A 19722-nucleotide genomic window follows, 5' to 3' on the forward strand; every position below is an offset into this window, starting at 1 on the left:
GGCGAATCCCTGCCTATCCTGGAAGGGCCGCATACCGGCCGCCCCCCCGCGGCCGACGACGAGGAGGACTCCGTGCCGCTCTCGGAGCACGAGCAGCGAATGCTCGAGCAGATGGAGCGAGCGCTGTACGCCGAAGATCCCAAGTTCGCGACAGCGCTCGAGGGAAGCGGGCTGCGTACGTACACCCGACGACGGGTCTACCAGGCGGTCGCAGGCTTCCTGGTGGGTATCGCGCTCCTCATGGCCGGAATGGTCGCCCAGCAGATCTGGATCAGCGTGGTGGGATTCCTCGTCATGCTGGGCTGCGCGGTCCTTGCGGTCACTGGTTGGCGCAAGGCGCCCAAGCCCGGCGAGCAACAGGCAGCCGGCGGCGGGAGCGAGCGCCGACAGTCCAAGCCACGCCGAACGGTGATGAACCGGATCGAGCAGCGGTGGCAGCGACGCCGCGACGAGCAGGGCCAGTAACGCTTCGGAAAACCGATGGGTGAGGGGCGGCCGCAGAAATGCGGCCGCCCCTCACCCATGTCCGCACCGGGGCTGTGACCCCTCACGAGTGTTTCCAGTGCCGTGACCGGCCATGTTTGCCCGATGAGGAGCGTCGTCCGGTGCGTGCGATCGCAAGGCGGCCGAAAGTCCTTGGATGAGGTCTCCCCTGCTCGCAGGCGCAGGCCGCGCGCCATGCCTCAGCTCTGCTGCCGGGACGGCCACCGCAGCCAACCGCCCCACCGCGCAGCCCACCTGCCGGTGAAAGCCGACCGGCGTTCCGAGAGCGCGTCCATCACCCGAATGGCCGAGCGCGGTGCCACGACCGCCCGGATCCGGGTGAAGCGGTCGGCGGAGATCCGCAAGCTGTTCCGCACCGTCTCCACGTCCTCGGCGAACCCGGCGCCCGTCCGGGGCTGCGGGGCGTAGAGCACCTGCTCCACCGCCCCCGCCACCCGGTGCACCGCGGCCGCCGCCTCCGTGTCGAGCCGCCCCAGCCGGACCACCCGGGCCGCCGTCTTCCGCGGGGTCTGTGAGTCGTCCGGCTCGATGCCGTGGTCCCACGCGGTATCGATGATCTCCAGCCAGGCCGCCAGCGTTCTGGCCGTCACATCGGCAGGCGTGCGCCCGGTGGACGACGCCAGCCTCCGCCTACGCACCCGTACCCGCCACAGCATCGGCAGCAACGGCAGCGTGACGACCACCAGCGCGGCCAAAGCCGCCCAGACAACGGTGCTCGTCGGGGTCCCCGAGTCCGTCGGACCCGCGGCGGCCGGCGCCACCGAGTTGCCGCACTCGCCCAGCTTGCGCTGCTGCTGCGGGCAGCTCTCCGAGGCGGACGGTACGGCGGACGGCGCCGCCGAGGCGCCCCGTTCGGGCTGGCTCGGGTCCGCTGCGCCGCCCGCCGGGGCGTCCGGCTGGGTATAGCGGGGCGCGCTGCCACGCGTCGGGGTCGGCTCGAACCGGGTCCATCCGACGCCCTCGAAATACAGCTCGGGCCAGGCGTGCGCATCGCGCAGCCCCACCGACACCGCACCGTTCGACTGCACGGTGCCGGGAGTGAAGCCCACCGCGACGCGGGCCGGAATGCCCAGCGTCCGCGCCATCGCGGCCATCGTGAACGAGAAGTGGACGCAGAAGCCCCGCTTGTCCCTGAGGAACCGGCCGATCGCGGCCGAGCCGGTGCCGGAGGTCACTGTGGTGTTGTAGCTGAAGCCGCCCTCCGAGGCGAAGTAGTTCTGCAGCTTCACCGCTCGCTCGTAGTTGTTGGCGGCGCCCTTCGTCACCCGGTCCGCCGTCTTCTTGACCACCTCCGGCAGCGAGCCCGGCACCTTGGTGTACTCCCGCAGCACTTCGGAGGGCGCGTCGGGAGCCGCGGCGAGCTGGTCCGCCGTCGGCTGCACGACCAGGCTCGACACCTCGTACCGCGCGCCGCTGGTCGTCTGGCCGCGGTCGCCGACGAGGGTGCGCCCCGCGGGTTCGTACCGCCAGCGCCCGCCGATCCTGACCTCGGTCGCGGGGTAGGGGAGTGGCAGATAGGTCTGCTGGTAGGAGCGGGAGGAGGAGATGTTCGACCGGATCTCCGTGACAGCGACATCCGGACTCAGCCCGTCCGGCCCCGGGATCCGCTTCGGCACATCCTTCAGGCTGCGCCGGGAGGCCCGCCACTCACTCCCGTTGAACTGGTCCAGGGCCAGAATCCGCAGATAGAAGTCCTGCGGGTTCCGGGAATTGGTGCGATACGACATCACCTCCCGGTTCTCCGGCTGGTTCAGATTGTTCTGCAGCGAGACCAGCGGGTTCACCGCGGAGATCGTGCCGCCGCCACCGCCCTTGCCGTTCCCGCTGCCGGTCCCCGCGAGGAGCCCGCCGTCGAGAGCGGGCAGGGCCGCCGGTACGGCCAGTGCGATGCCGAGTGCCAGCGCACCGATCCGCCGCCCGGCGCGGACCGGGGCGAGCGCCCGGCCGCCCGACACGTCGAGACCGGCCGCCCCACCGCTCGGTGACCGTCCCGCACCGCCGAAGACCCGCCCCCACTGGGAGATCCGGTCCCGGCCTTCGGCCAGCAGGAGCAGCAGATAGCCGCAAGCGGCGAGCAGGAACCAGAGCCAGCCCGCGCCTCCGCCGCCGGACAGTCCCGCGGCGACCGAGTAGAGCGCCAGGAGCGGCAGCCCGGCCGGGGCCGCGCTGCGAAACGTCACCGCGAGGGTGTCCACGGCCAGACCGATCAGCAGTACACCACCGACCAGCATCAGCCGGATGCCCGCCGTCGCGGGCGCCGGGATGGCGTACTGCCCCACGTCGTCCGCGCCCGCCCGCAGCAGGTCCGCCAGGTGCCGTACGGCCTCGGGGCCCGGCAGGAAGCCGACCAGGGCCTGCTCCCGTGCGAACACCGCGGTCAGCAGCACCAGGGTGACCAGGAACTGTGCCGTGACGATCAGCAGCCGTGGCAGCGGCACCCGGCGGGCGAGCGCGCCCACCCCGCTCTGGATCGCCAGCAAGGCCGCGGCCTGCAGGATCCATCCGGCCGGGTCGACCAGCGGCAGCATCGAACCCGCCGCCAACAGCGTCGCCGCAAAGGCGCACAGCGCCAGCCGACCGCGACCGCTCATGACCATCCCCTCATGACCATCCACCGGTGAAACCTGTCATGCCGCCCGGCGCGCCGCCCGACAGCGCGGACTGCGTCATGGAGCTCTGCTGTCCCGCCTGCTGCCACAGCTGGGCGAGATCCGCCCCCGGCCCCACCGCGACCGCCGTCCAGCCCGACTCGCGCAGCAGTCGCAGGCGCTCCTCGGACGCCGCGAGCGTCGCGTCGGACGCGCTGCCGTGCATCCAGGCGGCACTGTCCAGGACGAATGCGACGGCGCCACCGCTGCGCTGCCGCATTCGGGCGGCCACCGCCGTCTGCTCGTCGTCCAGATCGCCGAGGAACGCGACCAGCAGCCCTTCGTTACCGCCGCGCAGTACGTCGTACGCGCGCGACAGACCGCCTCCGTCGGAGTGGTCGACAACCGCGAGGGTGTCCATCATCAGTCCCGCGGAGTCGGCGGACTCCTGGGTCGATCCGGCGAAGCCGCCCTCGCCTTCGCCCGGCACCGAACTGCCGTCGTCGGTCAGCAGCCGCACCGCGAAGCCCCGCTCCAGCATGTGCACCAGCGCGGACGCCGCCCCCGACACCGCCCACTCGAAGGGCGAGTCGGGCCCCGTCCCCTGATAGGCGATCCGCCGGGTGTCCAGCAGCACCGTGCACCTGGCCCGCTGGGGCTGCTCCTCGCGGCGCACCATCAGCTCGCCGTAGCGCGCGGTGGAGCGCCAATGGACCCGGCGCAGGTCGTCGCCGTGCCGGTAGCCGCGCGGAATCACGTCGTCCTCACCGGCCAGGGCGAGTGAGCGCTGCCGCCCCTCGCCGTACCCGGACGCCTCGCCCGACAGCCGTACCGGCGGCAGCGGCTGGGTCCGCGGGACAACGACCAGGGTGTCGTACGCACTGAACGACCGGGTCAGCTCGCACATCCCGAACGGATCGCTCAGCCGCAGCTGCAGCGGCCCGAGCGGATACCGCCCGCGCAGATCCGACCGGACCCGGTAGGACACCTCGCGTCGGCCGCCCGCCTCCACCCGGTCCAGGACGAACCGGGGACGCGGCCCGAGCACATAGGGCACCCGGTCCTGCAGCATCAGCAGCCCGGTGGGCAGCCGGGACACGTTCTCCATCCGCAGATGCACCCGTGCCTCGGTGCCCGCGGGCACCTGGGACGGGGAGAGCCGTCGGGTGCCCGCGACCCGGTAGCGGGTGCGGAGGAGCACCGTCACACAGACCAGCGGAAGCACGCTGAGCAGCAGTCCGACCCGCAGCAGATCACCTTGGCCCAGCACATACGCGCAGATCGTGGCCGCGATTCCGGCAGCGAGGAAGGACCGCCCACGCGTGGTCAGCCCGCCCAGCGCGGCCCGCAGACCGCCTTTGCCCTCGCCGTCCTCCATCGAGGCGGACCCCCCGGCCGTCATCACGCCCGCCGTGCGCCGGGCGGCTGCTGCCGGCCGTACACCGGCCGGCCCGGCAGGTGCTGCGGCGCCGGGACCGACGTGCCGCCGACCGCGGTCGGCACCGGCGTCCGCTGGAGGATCTCCAGCACGACCTGCTCCGCGGTGCGGCGGTTCAGCTGGGCCTGCGCGGTGGGCAGCAACCGGTGCGCGAGCACCGGGACGGCCAGCGCCTGCACATCGTCCGGCAGACAGTAGTCCCGCCCGGTCAGCGCCGCGGACGCCTTGGCGGCTCGCAGCAGATGCAGGGTGGCGCGCGGCGAGGCACCGAGTCTGAGATCCGGGTGGCTGCGGGTGGCTCCGACCAACTCCACCGCGTACCGCCGCACCGACTCGGCCACATGGACCGTCCGCACGGCTTCGATCAGCTTCACGATGTCGTGGGCGTGCGCCACCGGCTGCAGATCGTCGAGCGGTGAGATGCCGCCGTGCACATCGAGCATCTGCAGTTCGGCCTCCGCACTGGGGTAGCCGATCGACACCCGGGCCATGAACCGGTCGCGCTGGGCCTCGGGCAGCGGATAGGTGCCCTCCATCTCGACCGGGTTCTGGGTGGCCACCACCATGAACGGGTCCGGCAGTTCGTAACTGTGCCCGTCGATGGTGACCTGGCGCTCCTCCATCGACTCCAGCAGAGCGGACTGGGTCTTCGGCGAGGCGCGGTTGATCTCGTCGCCGATCACGATCTGGGCGAAGATCGCGCCCGGCTTGAATTCGAAGTCGCGCCGCTGCTGGTCGAAGATCGACACACCGGTGATGTCCGAAGGCAGCAGGTCCGGCGTGAACTGGATGCGCCGCACCGAGCAGTCGATCGACCGCGCGAGCGCCTTGGCCAGCATCGTCTTGCCGACCCCGGGGACGTCCTCGATGAGGAGATGCCCCTCCGCGAGCAGCACGGTCAGCGAAAGCCGTACGACCTCAGGCTTGCCTTCGATCACACTCTCCACCGACCTGCGCACCCGCTCCGCTGTGGCGGTCAGATCTGTGAGGCTCGCTCGATCGTCATAGGTCGTCACCCGGCCCTCCTCGGCCCTGTCCCGCGCTCTCAATCAAGGAGCAGGGGGTACCCCATTCACGGGCCGATGCGCTGTAGTCGGTCCGGCCCACCCCGATATACGGACACCCTCCGGACAGGTCCGTCGGGTGTCACACCCGCATTCTGGTTGCCGTTACCGCTTCGTGTCACTCGCCTGTGGACAAGTGGATGCGAAATGTCAGGGTCCAGGCCACTTTCGGTACCCGCCGGATGTGCAATCAGGGTCAGGCGACGGGAAGGATCTCGCGCAGCAAGCCGCTGGTCACGTCGAAGACGAAGCCGCGGACGTCGTCCGTGTGCAGCAGGAACGGCGAGGTGCGGACGCGCTGCATGGACTGCCGTACGTCCTGATCCGCGTCCTTGTAGGCCTCCACGGCCCAGACCGGGCGCTGGCCGACCTCTGCCTCCAGCTCCTGCCGGAACTCCTCGGTGATCGATTCGAGGCCGCAGTTGGTGTGGTGGATCAGGATGATGCTGCGGGTGCCGAGGGCTCGCTGGCTGATGGTGAGCGAGCGGATCACGTCGTCGGTGACCACGCCGCCCGCGTTGCGGATGGTGTGGCAGTCGCCGAGCGCCAGGCCGAGCGCGTCGTGCAGGTCGAGCCGGGCGTCCATGCAGGCGACCACGGCGACCTTCAGCACCGGCCGTGCGTCCATGCCGGGGTCGTCGAAATCGGCCGCGTAACGGATGTTCGCCTCGACCAGCCGGTCGGTGACGGTTCCGCCGGTACGGGCCTGACCGGCAGTGGGTGCGGAGAGCTCGGCGTGGGGGTGCGCGGAAGTCGACATGGATACGACGTTAGCTCGCACACTTCGCTCCGGCGTGCTGTGAGAGCGGACAAAGAACGTCAACGAGGCTTGTTGTGAGGTAACCCACAAGCCTCACAACGAATCGCTCGACCGGGTGACGGAGAGGGCGGGGCGACGCGCTGCCCCGTTGATTGATCGGGAATCGATCGAATGGCAGGGTGGACTAAAGTGACCGGAAGTTACCGACACCCTGCACATTCCGAAGAATTCCCCTGTGTGCGCGGCGTACGTAGGGCCCGGCCCTCTCCCGCTCGCCGGTCGGCTGACGCCACTTCCCCGGCGCCGGTGGACCTCCCCTTCCGAGCGGGCGGGGACCAGGCCGTACGTGCAGCCACACGGGACCTGAGCCTGAGAGGGCGCATGAGCCAGACCCGACACGTCCCGGTGATGCTCCAGCGATGCCTGGACCTGTTGGCCCCGGCTCTGGAAGCACCGGGCCCGCAGCAGCCCGTGGTCGTCGACTGCACCCTCGGCCTCGGCGGCCACAGCGAGGCCCTGCTCGCCGCCTTCCCGTCCGCCCGGCTGATCGCGCTGGACCGGGACAAGGAAGCGCTGCGGCTCTCCGGCGAGCGGCTCGCCCCGTACGGCGACCGGGCCACACTGGTGCACGCCGTCTACGACGAACTGCCCGAGGTGCTCGCCCGGCTCGGCATCCCCAAGGTCCAGGGCATCCTGTTCGACCTCGGTGTCTCCTCCATGCAGCTGGACGAGGCCGACCGCGGATTCGCGTACGCCCAGGACGCCCCGCTCGACATGCGGATGGACCAGACGACCGGGATCGGCGCGGCCGAGGTGCTCAACACCTACCCGCCCGGTGAGCTCGTCCGGATCCTGCGCGCGTACGGCGAGGAGAAGCAGGCCAAGCGGATCGTCTCCGCGATCGTGCGCGAGCGCGAGAAGGAGCCGTTCAGCAACAGCGCCCGGCTCGTCGAGCTGATCCGGGACTCGCTGCCGCAGGCCGCCAAGCGCACCGGCGGCAACCCGGCCAAGCGCACCTTCCAGGCGCTGCGCATCGAGGTCAACGGCGAGCTCACCGTCCTGGAGCGGGCGATCCCGGCCGCGGTGCAGTCTCTTGCCGTCGGTGGCCGGATCGCCGTTCTCTCCTACCACTCGCTGGAGGACCGCCTGGTCAAGCAGGTGTTCGCGGCCGGCGCGGCCAACACCGCGCCGCCCGGACTGCCCGTCGTCCCCGAGCGTTACCAGCCCCGGCTCAAGCTGCTGACCCGCGGCGCGGAACTGCCCACGGAGGAGGAGGTCGCCGAGAACCGGCGAGCCGCCCCCGCCCGGCTGCGCGGCGCCCAGCGGATCCGCGAGGAGGAGCGGTGAGCGCGGCCGGTCCGGCCGGCACGGCACCGGGAGAGCCCGAGGTGGCGCGGTGAGCGGACCGGCCGGACAGCTGAAGGGGCGGGCCGCGCGGCTCGTCCGGCTGATGCCCTCCGGGCCCAGCAACGCGGCCCGTACACCCTTCGTCCTGCTGGTCGTGCTGCTCCTCGGCGGCGGACTGATCACCCTGCTGCTGCTGAATTCCGCGCTCAATGAGGGTTCGTTCAGGCTGAGCGAACTGAAGAAGCGGACCACCGAGCTCACCGACGAGCAGCAGGCGCTCCAGCACGACGTCGACGGGTATTCGAAGCCCGACGCACTGGAGCGCCGCGCGCGCGAACTGGGCATGGTGCCCGGCGGCAGCCCCGCCTTCCTCGAACCCGACGGCACGGTCCGCGGCGTCCCCTCCGAAGCCACCGCCCCGCCGACTCCCGCAGCCCCCCGGCAGATCCAGCAGGCGGCGCCCCCACCGCCCGCCGCTGCCTCGCCCACGTCCACAGCGTCGGTCACCGGCTCGCCGTCGGCGCCACCCGTGACGAAGCCCAGCACTTCGGCAGCCCCGCCCGCGACGCAGCCCAGCACCTCCGCAGCCCCGCCCGCGCAGCCGCGTACCCCGGCAAACCAGTCCTCGACGAGCCCCGGCAGGTGACGCAATGCCCTCCAAGGAACCACCGCGCCGCCGGGTCCCCGGCCCCCCGCGTCCCCGTAGCGCCGCAGCCGGCTCCGGCCGCCCCCGACCCGCCGCCCGCCGCCCGTCGCCCGCCGCGGCCGCGCCCCGCGCAAAGGGCCGCCGCACCCCGCGCAAGGGATCGGCGCGCCCGCTTCGGCTGGGCAGCCCGCGCCCCCGGCTCCGCCTGGTCAGCCTGGCGCTGACGCTCGTCATGCTGGCGTTCGTCGTGAGGCTCCTGCAGGTGCAGGCCGTCGATGCCAGTGCGTACGCGGCCAAGGCCGACAAGAACCGTTACTTGGAGTACACGGTCGCCGCCGAGCGCGGTGAGATCACCGACCGCAGCGGGATCGCCCTGGCCACCAGCGTCGACGCGTACAACATCACCGCCGACCCCAAGATGTTCACACCCGAGGACAGCAAGGCCCCGGACGCACCGGAGCAGGCCGCGGCCCTCCTCGCACCCATCCTCGGCGTCGAGGCCGGGGAGCTGACGAAGAAGCTGTCGAAGCCGAAGAGCCGGTACGTGGTGCTGGCCCGCCGCCAGACCCCGCAGGTCTGGAAGCAGATCAAGGACCTCAAGTCCGTTTTCGCCGAGAAGGCCCAGAAGGACAGGGCGAACGGCGGCACCGGGGCCAATGTGCTGGCCGGTGTCTTCCAGGAGACGACCACCAAGCGGGTCTACCCCAACGGCGGGCTCGCCGCCGGAATACTGGGTTACGTCAATGCCGAGGGCAAGGGTGCGGGCGGCCTCGAGTCACAGCTGGACAAGGAGCTCGCGGGCGAGGACGGCAAGATCAGGTACGCCCAGTCCGGCGGCCGCCGGGTGCCCACCGCGGGTACCAGCGAGGTCCCGGCGGTCGCGGGTTCCGACATCGAGCTGACCATCGACCGGGACATCCAGTGGGCCGCGCAGAAGGCCATCTCGGACCAGGTGAAGAAGTCCGGCGCGGACCGCGGCTATGTGATCGTGCAGAACGCGAAGACCGGCGAGGTCCTCGCCATGGCCAACGCCCCGGGATTCGACCCCAACGACCTCTCGCAGGCCGACGCGGCGTCGCTGGGCAACGCGGCGCTGCAGGACGTGTACGAACCGGGCTCCACCAGCAAGGTCATGTCCATGGCCGCCGTGCTGGAGGAGGGGGCGGCCACCCCCGGCACCCATGTCACCGTCCCCAACCGGCTGCACCGCGGCGACCGGCTCTTCAAGGACGACATCGACCACCCCACCTGGTACCTGACGCTCAACGGCGTACTCGCCAAGTCCAGCAACATCGGCACCATCCTGGCCACCGGGCAGCTCGGCAGGACCCAGCCCGAGGCCAACAAGGTCCTCTACTCGTATCTGCGCAAATTCGGCATCGGCCGCCCGACCGGACTGGACTACCCGGGTGAGACGCCCGGCATCCTCGCCAAGCCGCAGGACTGGTCGACCTCGCAGCAGTACACGATCCCGTTCGGCCAGGGACTCTCGCTCAACGCCATGCAGGCCGCCTCGGTCTACTCGACGATCGCCAACGGCGGCGTCCGGGTCCAACCCACCCTGATCCGCGGAACCAAGGGCGCGGACGGCCGCTTCACCCCCGCTGCCTCCCCCGAACGGACCCGGGTGATCAGCAAGAAGACCGCGAAATCACTCGCGGGCATGCTGGAGTCGGTGGTCGGTGACGAGGAGGGCACCGGCACCAAGGCCCGCATCCCCGGATACCGGGTCGCGGGCAAGACCGGCACGGCCAACCGGGTCGACCCGGTCCGCGGCGGCTACCACGGTTACACCGCGTCCTTCGCGGGCTTCGCGCCCGCCGACGACCCGCAGATCACCGTCTACTGCGCGATCCAGAACCCCACCAAGGGAAGCTACTTCGGCGGCCAGATCTGCGGCCCCATCTACAAGCAGGTCATGGAGTTCGCGCTGAAGACGCTCCAGACCCCACCGTCCGGCAGCGAGTCAGCCCGGCTGCCGGTGTCCTTCAATCCCGGCGAGTGAACTCGGGGAAACCAGCCAGTGACAACCATCACCCCCGAACCCGGGAACCAGAACGGGAACCACCGCAACCCTGCCCCCTCACTTAGCGAGGCGCCGGGTGCGCCCGGTACGCTCACCGCCGTGCCCCACGCTGAACAGTCCCAAACCACCCCGAAGGACGCCCCTGTGACCTACCCGGGAGCGCCCCGCCCGGATCGGCTGCGGCCGACCCCCCTCGGTGAACTGGCAGCCCGGCTGGGAGTCGATCCGCCGGGATCCGGTGAGGTCACCGGCATCACCCACGACTCGCGGGCGGTACGGCCCGGCGATGTGTACGCGGCGCTGCCCGGCGCCCGGCTGCACGGCGCCGACTTCGTCGCCCAGGCGGCCGGCCTCGGCGCTGCAGCGGTCCTCACCGACCCGGCGGGCGCCGAGCGCGCCGTCGCGACCGGGCTGCCGGTGCTGGTCACCGAGAACCCTCGCGGCCGGATGGGCGAACTCGCCGCCGAGATCTACGGGCGGCCCGGCGCCGACCTCCTCCAGATCGGGATCACCGGGACGTCCGGGAAGACCACCACCGCGTACCTCGTTGAGGGCGGCTTCCGTGGCGCCGGACGCAGCACCGGCCTGATCGGCACCGTCGAGACGCGGATCGGCGACGAGCGCATCAAGTCCGAGCGCACCACCCCCGAAGCCACCGATCTCCAGGCCCTTTTCGCCGTCATGCGCGAGCGCGGCGTCGACGCGGTGACCATGGAGGTCTCCAGCCACGCCCTGGTGCTCGGCCGCGTCGACGGCTGCGTCTTCGACGTCGCCGTCTTCAACAACCTCAGCCCGGAGCACATGGAGTTCCACTCCGGCATGGAGGACTACTTCCAGGCCAAGGCGAAGCTGTTCACCCCGCAGCGGAGCCGGCAGGGCGTCGTCAACTTCGACGACGAGTACGGCCGCAGGCTGGTCACCGAGGCAACCGTCCCGGTCGTCACCTTCTCCGCCGAGGGCCACCCGGACGCCGACTGGCGCGCCGAGGACGTCGAGGTCGGGCCGCTGGGCTCCGTCTTCACGGCCGTCGGTCCCAAGGACGAACGGATCACGGCCAGGGCCCCGTTGCCCGGCCCGTTCAACGTCGCCAACACCCTCGCCGCGATCGTCACCCTCGCCGTCGCGGGCGTCGACCCGCAGACCGCGGCCGACGGCGTCGCCGCTGTCCCCGGCGTCCCGGGCCGGCTGGAGCGGGTGGACGCCGGCCAGCCGTACCTCGCGGTCGTCGACTACGCGCACAAGACCGACGCCGTCGAGTCGGTCCTGCGTTCGCTGCGCAAGGTGACCGAGGGCAAGCTGCACATCGTGCTCGGTTGCGGTGGCGACCGCGACACGACGAAACGCGGCCCGATGGGCGCCGCCGCGGCCCGCCTCGCCGACACCGCCGTACTGACCTCCGACAACCCTCGCTCCGAGGACCCCCTGGCCATTCTCGCCGCGATGCTCTCGGGCGCCGCCGAGGTGCCCGCACACGAGCGCGGTGACGTCCTCGTCGACGCCGACCGGGCCGCCGCCGTCGCCGCCGCGGTCGCCCGCGCCCGGCCCGGCGACACCGTGCTGATCGCCGGCAAGGGGCACGAACAGGGCCAGGACATCCACGGAGTGGTACGCCCCTTCGACGACCGTACGGTGCTGCGCGCGGCCATCGCACGGTCCCTGGGGCACGGGAGCGCCGAGGGCGCCCCGGAACTCGCCCACACCCACGAGAACAACAGTCAGGGATGACCAAGTGATCGCCCTTACCCTCGCCGAGATCGCCGAAATCGTCGGCGGGCAGTCGCACGACATACCCGATCCGGCAGTGACCGTCAGCGGGCCCGTCGTCATCGACTCCCGAGAGGTGCAGCAAGGCAGCCTGTTCGTCGCCTTCGCCGGCGAGCGGGTCGACGGCCACGACTACGCGCAGCGCGCCGTCGAGGCGGGCGCGGCAGCCGTACTCGCCGCCCGCCCCGTCGGTGTTCCGGCGATCGTCGTCGACGACGTCATGGCCGCGCTCGGCACCCTCGCCCGGACCGTCGTCGAACGCCTCGGCACCACTGTCGTCGCTCTCACCGGCTCCGCGGGCAAGACCTCGACCAAGGACCTGATCGCCCAGCTCCTGGAGCGCAAGGGTCCCACCGTCTTCCCCGCGGGCAACCTCAACAACGAGATCGGCCTGCCGCTCACCGCCCTGCGCGCCACGGAGAAGACCGAGCACCTGGTCCTCGAAATGGGTGCCCGTTACATCGGCGACATCCGCTACCTCACCGGGCTGGTCCCCCCGCGGATCGGCCTCGTCCTCAACGTCGGCACCGCGCACATCGGCGAGTTCGGCGGCCGCGAGCAGATCGCGATCGCCAAGGGCGAGATGGTCGAGGCGCTCCCGGAGGACGGAGTCGCCGTCCTCAACGCCGACGACCCGCTCGTCCTCGCCATGTCCTCCCGTACGAAGGCCCGGGTTCTGCTCTTCGGTGAAGCCGCGGATGCGGACGTACGGGGAGAGAAGGTCCGTCTCACCGACGACGGCCGCCCCGCTTTCACGCTCCACACACCCACCGGGTGCAGCGATGTGACCATGCGCCTGTACGGTGAGCACCACGTGTCGAACGCGCTCGCCGCGGCCGCCGTCGCCCATGAGTTGGGCCTGCCCGTGGACGAGATCGCCGTCGCGCTCTCCGAGGCGGGCACCCTCTCCCGCTGGCGCATGGAGGTCACCGAGCGTCCGGACGGCGTGACGTTCGTCAATGACGCCTACAACGCGAACCCCGAATCCATGCGAGCAGCGCTGCGCGCGCTGGCCGCCATGGGGAAGGGGCGGCGTACGTGGGCGGTGCTCGGCCCCATGGCCGAGCTCGGCGACGCCTCGCTCGCCGAGCACGACGCGGTCGGACGGCTCGCCGTCCGGCTCAACGTCAGCAAGCTCGTCGCGGTCGGGGGCAGAGAAGCCTCCTGGCTGCAACTGGGCGCATACAACGAGGGTTCGTGGGGTGAGGAGTCGGTGCACGTGTCCGACGCACAGGCGGCCGTCGACCTGTTGCGCAGTGAACTGCGCGCGGGAGACGTCGTGCTGGTGAAGGCGTCCCGGTCGGCCGGCCTGGAACAGGTCGCCCAGGCACTGCTGGAGAACTCGACCGAGGGCGAGGTCACCGGCCGATGAGGCAGATCCTCTTCGCGGGGGCCATCGGGCTCTTCCTGACCCTGGTCGGTACCCCGCTGCTCATCAAGCTCCTGGCCCGCAAGGGATACGGGCAGTTCATCCGTGACGACGGCCCGCGCAGCCACGGCAGCAAGAAGGGCACGCCCACCATGGGCGGCATCGCCTTCATCCTGGCCACGCTGATGGCGTACTTCCTGGCGAAGGTGATCACCGGCGAGCCGATGCGCTTCTCCGGTGTGCTGGTCCTGTTCCTGATGACCGGCATGGGTCTTGTCGGGTTCCTCGACGACTACATCAAGATCGTCAAGCAGCGTTCGCTGGGTCTGCGGGCCAAGGCGAAGATGGCCGGTCAGCTGATCGTCGGTATCGCCTTCGCGGTGCTGTCGCTCCAGTTCGCCGACGGCCGCGGCAACACCCCGGCCTCCACCAGGCTGTCGTTCGTCACGGACTTCGGCTGGTCGATCGGCCCGGTGCTGTTCGTGGTCTGGGCGCTGTTCATGATCCTCGCCATGTCCAACGGCGTGAACCTGACGGACGGTCTGGACGGCCTGGCCACCGGCGCGTCGGTGATGGTCTTCGGCGCGTACACGTTCATCGGGCTGTGGCAGTTCCAGGAGTCCTGCGCCAACGCGGTCTCCCTGACCAACCCCAACGCCTGCTTCGAGGTACGCGACCCGCTCGACCTCGCGGTCGTCGCCTCCGCGCTGATGGGCGCCTGCTTCGGCTTCCTGTGGTGGAACACCTCGCCCGCCAAGATCTTCATGGGCGACACCGGTTCGCTGGCACTCGGCGGTGCGCTCGCCGGTCTCGCGATCTGCTCCCGCACCGAGTTCCTGATGGCCATCCTCGGCGGCCTCTTCGTGATGATCACCATGTCCGTGGTCATCCAGGTCGGTTCCTTCAAGATGACCGGCAAGCGGGTCTTCCGGATGGCGCCGCTCCAGCACCACTTCGAACTCAAGGGCTGGTCCGAAGTCCTTGTCGTGGTCCGCTTCTGGATCATCCAGGGCATGTGCGTGATCGTCGGACTCGGTCTCTTCTACGCAGGGTGGGCAGCCGCCAAGTGAGCACCCAGGACTGGCAGGGCAAGCACGTCACCGTCGCCGGACTCGGTGTCAGCGGGATCCCCGCTGCCCGTGTCCTGCACGGCCTCGGCGCCGTTGTCACGGTGGTCAACGACGGGGACGACGAGCGTTCCCGTGCGCAGGCCGCAGAGCTGGAGGCGCAAGGGATCACCGTGCGCCTCGGCGACGGGGCGACCCTGCCCGAGTCCACCGAGCTCATCGTCACCACCCCCGGCTGGAAGCCGGACAAGCCGCTCTTCGCAGCAGCCGCCGAGGCGGGCGTCCCGGTCTGGGGCGACGTCGAGCTCGCCTGGCGGCTGCGCGGTCCCGATGCGGCACCCTGGCTCGCGGTCACCGGCACCAACGGCAAGACCACGACCGTCCGGATGCTCGCCTCGATCCTGGAGGCGGCCGGGCTGCGCACCGCCGCCGTCGGCAACATCGGCGTCTCCCTCCTCGACGCCGTCCTCGGCGACGAGACCTACGACGTACTCGCCGTCGAGCTCTCCAGCTACCAGCTGCACTGGGCGCCCTCGCTGCGCGCCCACTCCGCGGCCGTTCTCAACCTGGCCCCGGACCACCTCGACTGGCACGGCTCCATGGAGGCGTACGTCGCGGACAAGGGCCGGATCTACGAGGGCAACCGGATCGCCTGCGTCTACAACGCGGCCGACCCGGCCACCGAGGACCTGGTCCGCGGTGCGGACGTGGAGGAGGGCTGTCGCGCCATCGGCTTCACCCTCGGCACCCCGGGCCCGTCCCAGCTGGGCGTCGTCGACGGCATCCTCGTCGACCGCGCCTTCGTGGCCAACCGGCAGAAGCAGGCCCAGGAGCTCGCCGAGGTCGCGGACGTCAACCCGCCCGCCCCGCACAACATCGCCAACGCCCTGGCGGCCGCGGCACTGGCCCGCGCCTTCGGCGTCGAACCCAGGGCGGTACGGGACGGTCTGCGGGCCTTCCGCCCCGACGCGCACCGCATCGAACACGTCGCGGACGTCGCATCGGTGGCGTACATCGACGACTCCAAGGCCACCAACACCCATGCCGCGGAGGCCTCCCTCGCGGCCTATGACCAGATCGTCTGGATCGCCGGGGGCCTCGCCAAGGGTGCCACGTTCGACGAGCTGGTGACCGGCGCCGCCAAGCGGCTGCGGGGCGTCGTACTGATGGGCGCCGACCGGGCGCTGATCCGCGAAGCCCTCGCGCGACACGCCCCCGAGGTCCCGGTCGTCGACCTCGACCGGACCGACACTGGGGCGATGTCCGAGGCGGTCCGCGAGGCGGCACGGCTCGCCCGGCCGGGAGACACCGTACTGATGGCCCCGGCCTGCGCTTCGATGGACATGTTCGCCAATTACAACAAGCGGGGCGAAGCATTCGCGGACGCCGTCCGCGCACTCGCCGACGAGAGCGCCTGACGGGCGCGGCCGCCGCGCCGTACTGTCCCGGACAACCGGGTTCGGGCGGCTCCGCCGCACGCCCCGGCCCTCGGCAGCAGCCCCGGGCACGAGCAGTGGAGGGGACAGCGACAATGCCGGCCGACGAGAGCTCCGCCGCGCACGGCACGGGCCGCCCACGGGAGGCCGTGGGGATCGGCCGGGTGCTCGCCCCATCCTTCCTGGCCGGACCCCCGGCGCCCGTCGGCCTCGCCCTGCGGGGCAGGCTGGCGGGCACCCGGCAGCCCGTCGTACCGCGCTCGCGGAGCCGCGGCGGCTCCGGCCCCCGCGTCCCCCGTGGCGGCGGTGTGCGGCGGCTGTACGAGCAGGCGCGCCGGGCCTGGGACCGCCCGCTGACCGCGTACTACCTGATCCTCGGCGCCGGGCTGCTGATCACCGTGCTCGGACTGGTGATGGTCTACTCCGCCTCGATGATCAAGGCGCTGGAGCTGTCGAAGCCCGGCACGTACTTCTTCCGCAAGCAGTTCCTCGCTGCCCTCATCGGCTCCGGACTGCTGATCACGGCCTCCCGGATGCCCGTCAAACTCCACCGGGCGCTCGCCTACCCGCTGCTGATGGGCACGGTCTTCCTGATGGTGCTGGTCCAGGTGCCCGGGATAGGGATGTCGGTCAACGGCAACCAGAACTGGCTCTACCTGGGCGGCCCCTTCCAGCTCCAGCCCAGTGAGTTCGGTAAGCTCGCCCTGATCCTCTGGGGCGCCGACCTGCTCGCCCGCAAACAGGACAAGCGGCTGCTGACGCAGTGGAAACACATGCTGGTGCCGCTGGTCCCGGTCGCCTTCATGCTCCTCGGGCTGATCATGCTCGGCGGCGACATGGGAACTGCGATCATTCTCACCGCGATCCTGTTCGGCCTGCTCTGGCTGGCCGGGGCGCCCACCCGGCTGTTCGGCGGGGTGCTCGCCGTCGCGGGAGTGCTGGCCTTCCTGCTGATCAAGACCAGTCCGAACCGGATGTCCCGGCTCAGTTGCATGGGCGTGAGCGAACCCGGACCCGACGGCTCGTGCTGGCAGGCCGTCCACGGCATCTATGCTCTGGCATCCGGTGGATGGTTCGGATCCGGGCTGGGTGCGAGTGTGGAAAAATGGGGCCAACTGCCCGAACCGCACACCGACTTCATCTTCGCCATCACCGGGGAGGAACTGGGGTTGGCGGGGACGCTGTCGGTGCTCGCCCTCTTCGCGGCTCTAGGCTATGCGGGTATCCGCGTGGCCGGACGCACGGAGGACCCCTTCGTGAGGTACGCCGCGGGAGGTGTGACCACCTGGATCACGGTTCAGGCCGTGATCAACATCGGTGCGGTGCTCGGCCTGCTGCCGATCGCCGGGGTCCCGCTCCCGCTGTTCTCCTACGGAGGATCGGCCCTGCTGCCGACCATGTTCGCGGTGGGGCTCCTGATCGCGTTCGCGCGTGAGGAGCCTGCTGCGAAGGCGGCCCTGGCCATGCGGAGGCCCGGGGTGAGATGGAAGACGATGAGACGGCGCGGCAAGAAGCGTCCGTCCGGAGAGCGGTGAATTTCGGTGCATGTCGTACTCGCCGGTGGGGGGACCGCCGGCCACATCGAGCCCGCGCTTGCCCTCGCGGATGCCCTGCGCAGGCAGGACCCGAGCGTGGGAATCACTGCCCTCGGCACGGAGCGCGGACTCGAGACCAGGCTCGTACCCGAGCGGGGGTACGAACTGGCGCTGATCCCGGCCGTGCCGCTGCCCCGCAAACCCACCCCCGAACTGATCACCGTCCCGGGACGGCTGCGCGGCACCATCAAGGCCGCCGAGCAGATCCTGGAACGCACGAAGGCGGACTGCGTGGTCGGCTTCGGCGGCTATGTCGCCCTGCCCGGCTACCTCGCCGCCAAGCGGGCCGGGGTGCCGATCGTGGTCCACGAGGCCAACGCCCGGCCGGGACTGGCCAACAAGATCGGTTCGCGGTACGCGCACGGGGTCGCCGTCTCCACACCTGACAGCAAGCTGCGCGGCGCCCGCTACATCGGCATCCCGCTGCGCCGCACCATCGCCACCCTGGACCGGGCCCGGGTCCGGCCGGAGGCGCGCGACGCGTTCGGTCTCGACCCCAACCTGCCCACGCTGCTGGTCTCCGGCGGCTCGCAGGGCGCCCGCCATCTCAACGAGGTGGTCCAGCGGGTCGCCCCGCTGCTGCAGCGTTCCGGGATCCAGATCCTGCATGTGGTCGGCCCGAAGAATGAATTGCCGCGCATCGACAACATGCCCGGGATGCCGCCCTACATCCCGGTACCGTACGTGGACCGGATGGATCTCGCGTACGCCGCTGCCGACATGATGCTCTGCCGCGCGGGTGCGATGACCGTCGCCGAACTCTCCGCCGTCGGGCTCCCAGCCGCCTACGTCCCGCTGCCCATCGGCAACGGCGAACAGCGGCTCAACGCCCAGCCGGTGGTCAACGCCGGCGGCGGTCTGCTGGTGGACGACGCGGCGCTCACCCCCGAGTGGGTGCAGGGCAACGTCCTGCCGGTGCTTGCGGACCCCCACCGGTTGTACGAGATGTCCCGCGCCGCCGCTGAGTTCGGCCGCCGGGACGCCGACGACCTGCTCGTCGGCATGGTGTACGAGGCGATTGCCGCACGCCGCAACGCGTGAGGCGGACGGGTCCGGGGGCGGTGCCCCTGGACCCGGCATAAGGAGCGAGCGTGGCCGGACCGACGACCGCCCAGCGCGGTGCAGGGCAGCAGACGGACGACCAGGCCCGCCCGCCGCGCCCGACCGGGCGCAGGCGGCCCAGCCGCAGACTGCTGCTCGTGATCGCCGTGGCCGTCCTGCTGCTCGCCGCGGGGGTCGTCTGGGCGCTCTACGGCTCGTCCTGGTTCCGGGTGGAACAGGTCAGGACCACCGGTGTCGACGTGCTGACCCCCGCGGAGGTGGAGTCCGCCGCGGCGGTGCCGATCGGCGCCCCGCTGATCTCCGTGGACACGGACGCCATGGCCGCACGGTTGCGCCAGAAGTTGCCTCGTATCGACTCGGTGGATGTCGTACGGTCATGGCCGCACGAAATCGGACTTAAAGTGACCGAACGACAGCCGGTCCTGTTGGTGAAAAAGGGCGCAAAGTTCATTGAAGTGGACGCAAAAGGAGTCCGTTTCGCCACGGTGGACAAAGCGCCCGGGCGTGTGCCCCTGCTCGAATTGACACCCGCTCAGTCAGCCAGCCTGCGCCGCTTCGGCAGTGGCCGGTTGGTGCGGGAAGCGGTCCGGGTCGCGGGCGGACTTCCCCGCGCAGTCGCCAAGGACACCCAGGTCGTACGGGTCACCTCGTACGACTCGATCTCCCTGCAACTGACCGGGGGGCGCACGGTGGTCTGGGGCAGCAGCGAGGAGGGGGCGGTGAAGGCAAGAGTTCTCACCGCTCTCATGAAAGCGGCTCCCAAAGCGGGACACTTCGACGTGAGTGCACCCACTGCTCCCGCCGTCTCGGGTAGTTGACGCACATTTGGCCTGGCCAGCACCCTGGTTGGTCAGCGCTACGGGTGATCACATAGGGTGAAAAGAAAAACGGGAGGTTCGGCGTGTTCGTTGAACGTGCGCCACTTGTCGACTTAGTGTCCTGTTCGGAAGAGTCCAAGAAGCAGACACACTGGTAACCCTAAACTTCAACGTTAGGGTTTGGGTCGGCGTCGGACCGTCCCAATCGGCATCCGTCGTCGCGGCGGGACTACCGCGA

Annotated in this window: 15 protein-coding genes; 11 read left to right on the forward strand and 4 right to left on the reverse strand. The window is 70.7% G+C overall.

The features are described from left to right. Positions 1-72: 72 nt before the first annotated feature. On the forward strand, positions 73-465 hold the full coding sequence (locus tag OG395_RS37375; protein ID WP_327246885.1) for a DUF3040 domain-containing protein: 393 nt from the start codon (positions 73-75) through the stop codon (positions 463-465). Positions 466-683: 218 nt separating this feature from the next. On the opposite strand, the gene OG395_RS37380 is transcribed toward OG395_RS37375, so the two are convergent. The 4 genes from OG395_RS37380 to OG395_RS37395 all read right to left on the reverse strand — a co-directional run bounded on the left by OG395_RS37380 (position 684) and on the right by OG395_RS37395 (position 6354). Then, the gene (locus tag OG395_RS37380) at positions 684-3095 is read right to left on the reverse strand and encodes a DUF3488 and transglutaminase-like domain-containing protein (protein ID WP_327246886.1); all 2412 of its coding nucleotides are present in this window, start codon (positions 3093-3095) and stop codon (positions 684-686) included. A gap of 10 nt (positions 3096-3105) precedes the next feature. After that, positions 3106-4494 (reverse strand): DUF58 domain-containing protein, encoded by a 1389-nt coding sequence (locus OG395_RS37385; protein ID WP_327246887.1) that lies wholly within the window; start codon positions 4492-4494, stop codon positions 3106-3108. Next, a complete protein-coding gene (locus OG395_RS37390; protein ID WP_327246888.1) occupies positions 4494-5546 on the reverse strand; it encodes an AAA family ATPase in 1053 nt (350 codons plus the stop codon). Before OG395_RS37390 ends, OG395_RS37385 begins: the two co-directional genes overlap by 1 nt. A 244-nt stretch (positions 5547-5790) precedes the next feature. Further along, a complete protein-coding gene (locus tag OG395_RS37395; protein ID WP_327246889.1) occupies positions 5791-6354 on the reverse strand; it encodes a beta-class carbonic anhydrase in 564 nt (187 codons plus the stop codon). Between the two features lie 381 nt (positions 6355-6735). Here OG395_RS37395 and rsmH point away from each other — a divergent pair, with 381 nt between their 5' ends. From rsmH to OG395_RS37445, 10 genes are all read left to right on the forward strand, one after another. Continuing rightward, entirely contained in the window at positions 6736-7701 is a 966-nt protein-coding gene (gene rsmH, locus OG395_RS37400) for a 16S rRNA (cytosine(1402)-N(4))-methyltransferase RsmH (protein WP_266986643.1), read from the forward strand. 49 nt (positions 7702-7750) lie between these two features. Continuing rightward, positions 7751-8347 (forward strand): FtsB family cell division protein, encoded by a 597-nt coding sequence (locus OG395_RS37405; protein WP_327246890.1) that lies wholly within the window; start codon positions 7751-7753, stop codon positions 8345-8347. Positions 8348-8351: 4 nt separating this feature from the next. After that, positions 8352-10352, forward strand: coding sequence for a peptidoglycan D,D-transpeptidase FtsI family protein (locus tag OG395_RS37410; protein ID WP_327246891.1), 2001 nt, complete (start codon positions 8352-8354; stop codon positions 10350-10352). 18 nt (positions 10353-10370) lie between these two features. Next, positions 10371-12098, forward strand: a complete 1728-nt coding sequence (locus OG395_RS37415) for a UDP-N-acetylmuramoyl-L-alanyl-D-glutamate--2,6-diaminopimelate ligase (RefSeq protein WP_327246892.1) — start codon at positions 10371-10373, stop codon at positions 12096-12098. A gap of 4 nt (positions 12099-12102) precedes the next feature. Beyond that, positions 12103-13509: a UDP-N-acetylmuramoyl-tripeptide--D-alanyl-D-alanine ligase gene (locus OG395_RS37420; protein ID WP_327246893.1), complete on the forward strand. Its 1407-nt coding sequence runs from the start codon at positions 12103-12105 to the stop codon at positions 13507-13509. Continuing rightward, a complete protein-coding gene (mraY, locus tag OG395_RS37425) occupies positions 13506-14576 on the forward strand; it encodes a phospho-N-acetylmuramoyl-pentapeptide-transferase (protein WP_327246894.1) in 1071 nt (356 codons plus the stop codon). Before OG395_RS37420 ends, mraY begins: the two co-directional genes overlap by 4 nt. Further along, positions 14573-15991 carry a UDP-N-acetylmuramoyl-L-alanine--D-glutamate ligase gene (gene murD / locus OG395_RS37430; protein WP_327246895.1) on the forward strand — a complete coding sequence of 473 codons (1419 nt, stop codon included), beginning with the start codon at positions 14573-14575 and terminating at the stop codon, positions 15989-15991. Before mraY ends, murD begins: the two co-directional genes overlap by 4 nt. A 113-nt stretch (positions 15992-16104) precedes the next feature. Continuing rightward, positions 16105-17544 carry a putative lipid II flippase FtsW gene (gene ftsW / locus OG395_RS37435; protein ID WP_327246896.1) on the forward strand — a complete coding sequence of 480 codons (1440 nt, stop codon included), beginning with the start codon at positions 16105-16107 and terminating at the stop codon, positions 17542-17544. Between the two features lie 6 nt (positions 17545-17550). Beyond that, positions 17551-18645 (forward strand): undecaprenyldiphospho-muramoylpentapeptide beta-N-acetylglucosaminyltransferase, encoded by a 1095-nt coding sequence (gene murG, locus OG395_RS37440; protein ID WP_037697089.1) that lies wholly within the window; start codon positions 17551-17553, stop codon positions 18643-18645. Between the two features lie 50 nt (positions 18646-18695). After that, on the forward strand, positions 18696-19484 hold the full coding sequence (locus OG395_RS37445) for a cell division protein FtsQ/DivIB (protein WP_327246897.1): 789 nt from the start codon (positions 18696-18698) through the stop codon (positions 19482-19484). Positions 19485-19722 lie beyond the last annotated feature (238 nt).

It is taken from the genome of Streptomyces sp. NBC_01320 (assembly GCF_035974375.1).
GTDB classification, from domain to species: Bacteria; Actinomycetota; Actinomycetes; order Streptomycetales; family Streptomycetaceae; genus Streptomyces; species Streptomyces yanii.

Bases quoted from the DNA above. Each gene is read 5' to 3' on its own strand.
- OG395_RS37385 (WP_327246887.1), bottom strand. From the start codon at position 4,494: ATGACGGCCGGGGGGTCCGCCTCGATGGAGGACGGCGAGGGCAAAGGC.
- mraY (WP_327246894.1), top strand. From the start codon at position 13,506: ATGAGGCAGATCCTCTTCGCGGGGGCCATCGGGCTCTTCCTGACCCTG.
- rsmH (WP_266986643.1), top strand. From the start codon at position 6,736: ATGAGCCAGACCCGACACGTCCCGGTGATGCTCCAGCGATGCCTGGAC.
- OG395_RS37410 (WP_327246891.1), top strand. From the start codon at position 8,352: ATGCCCTCCAAGGAACCACCGCGCCGCCGGGTCCCCGGCCCCCCGCGT.
- OG395_RS37380 (WP_327246886.1), bottom strand. From the start codon at position 3,095: ATGAGCGGTCGCGGTCGGCTGGCGCTGTGCGCCTTTGCGGCGACGCTG.
- ftsW (WP_327246896.1), top strand. From the start codon at position 16,105: ATGCCGGCCGACGAGAGCTCCGCCGCGCACGGCACGGGCCGCCCACGG.
- OG395_RS37395 (WP_327246889.1), bottom strand. From the start codon at position 6,354: ATGTCGACTTCCGCGCACCCCCACGCCGAGCTCTCCGCACCCACTGCC.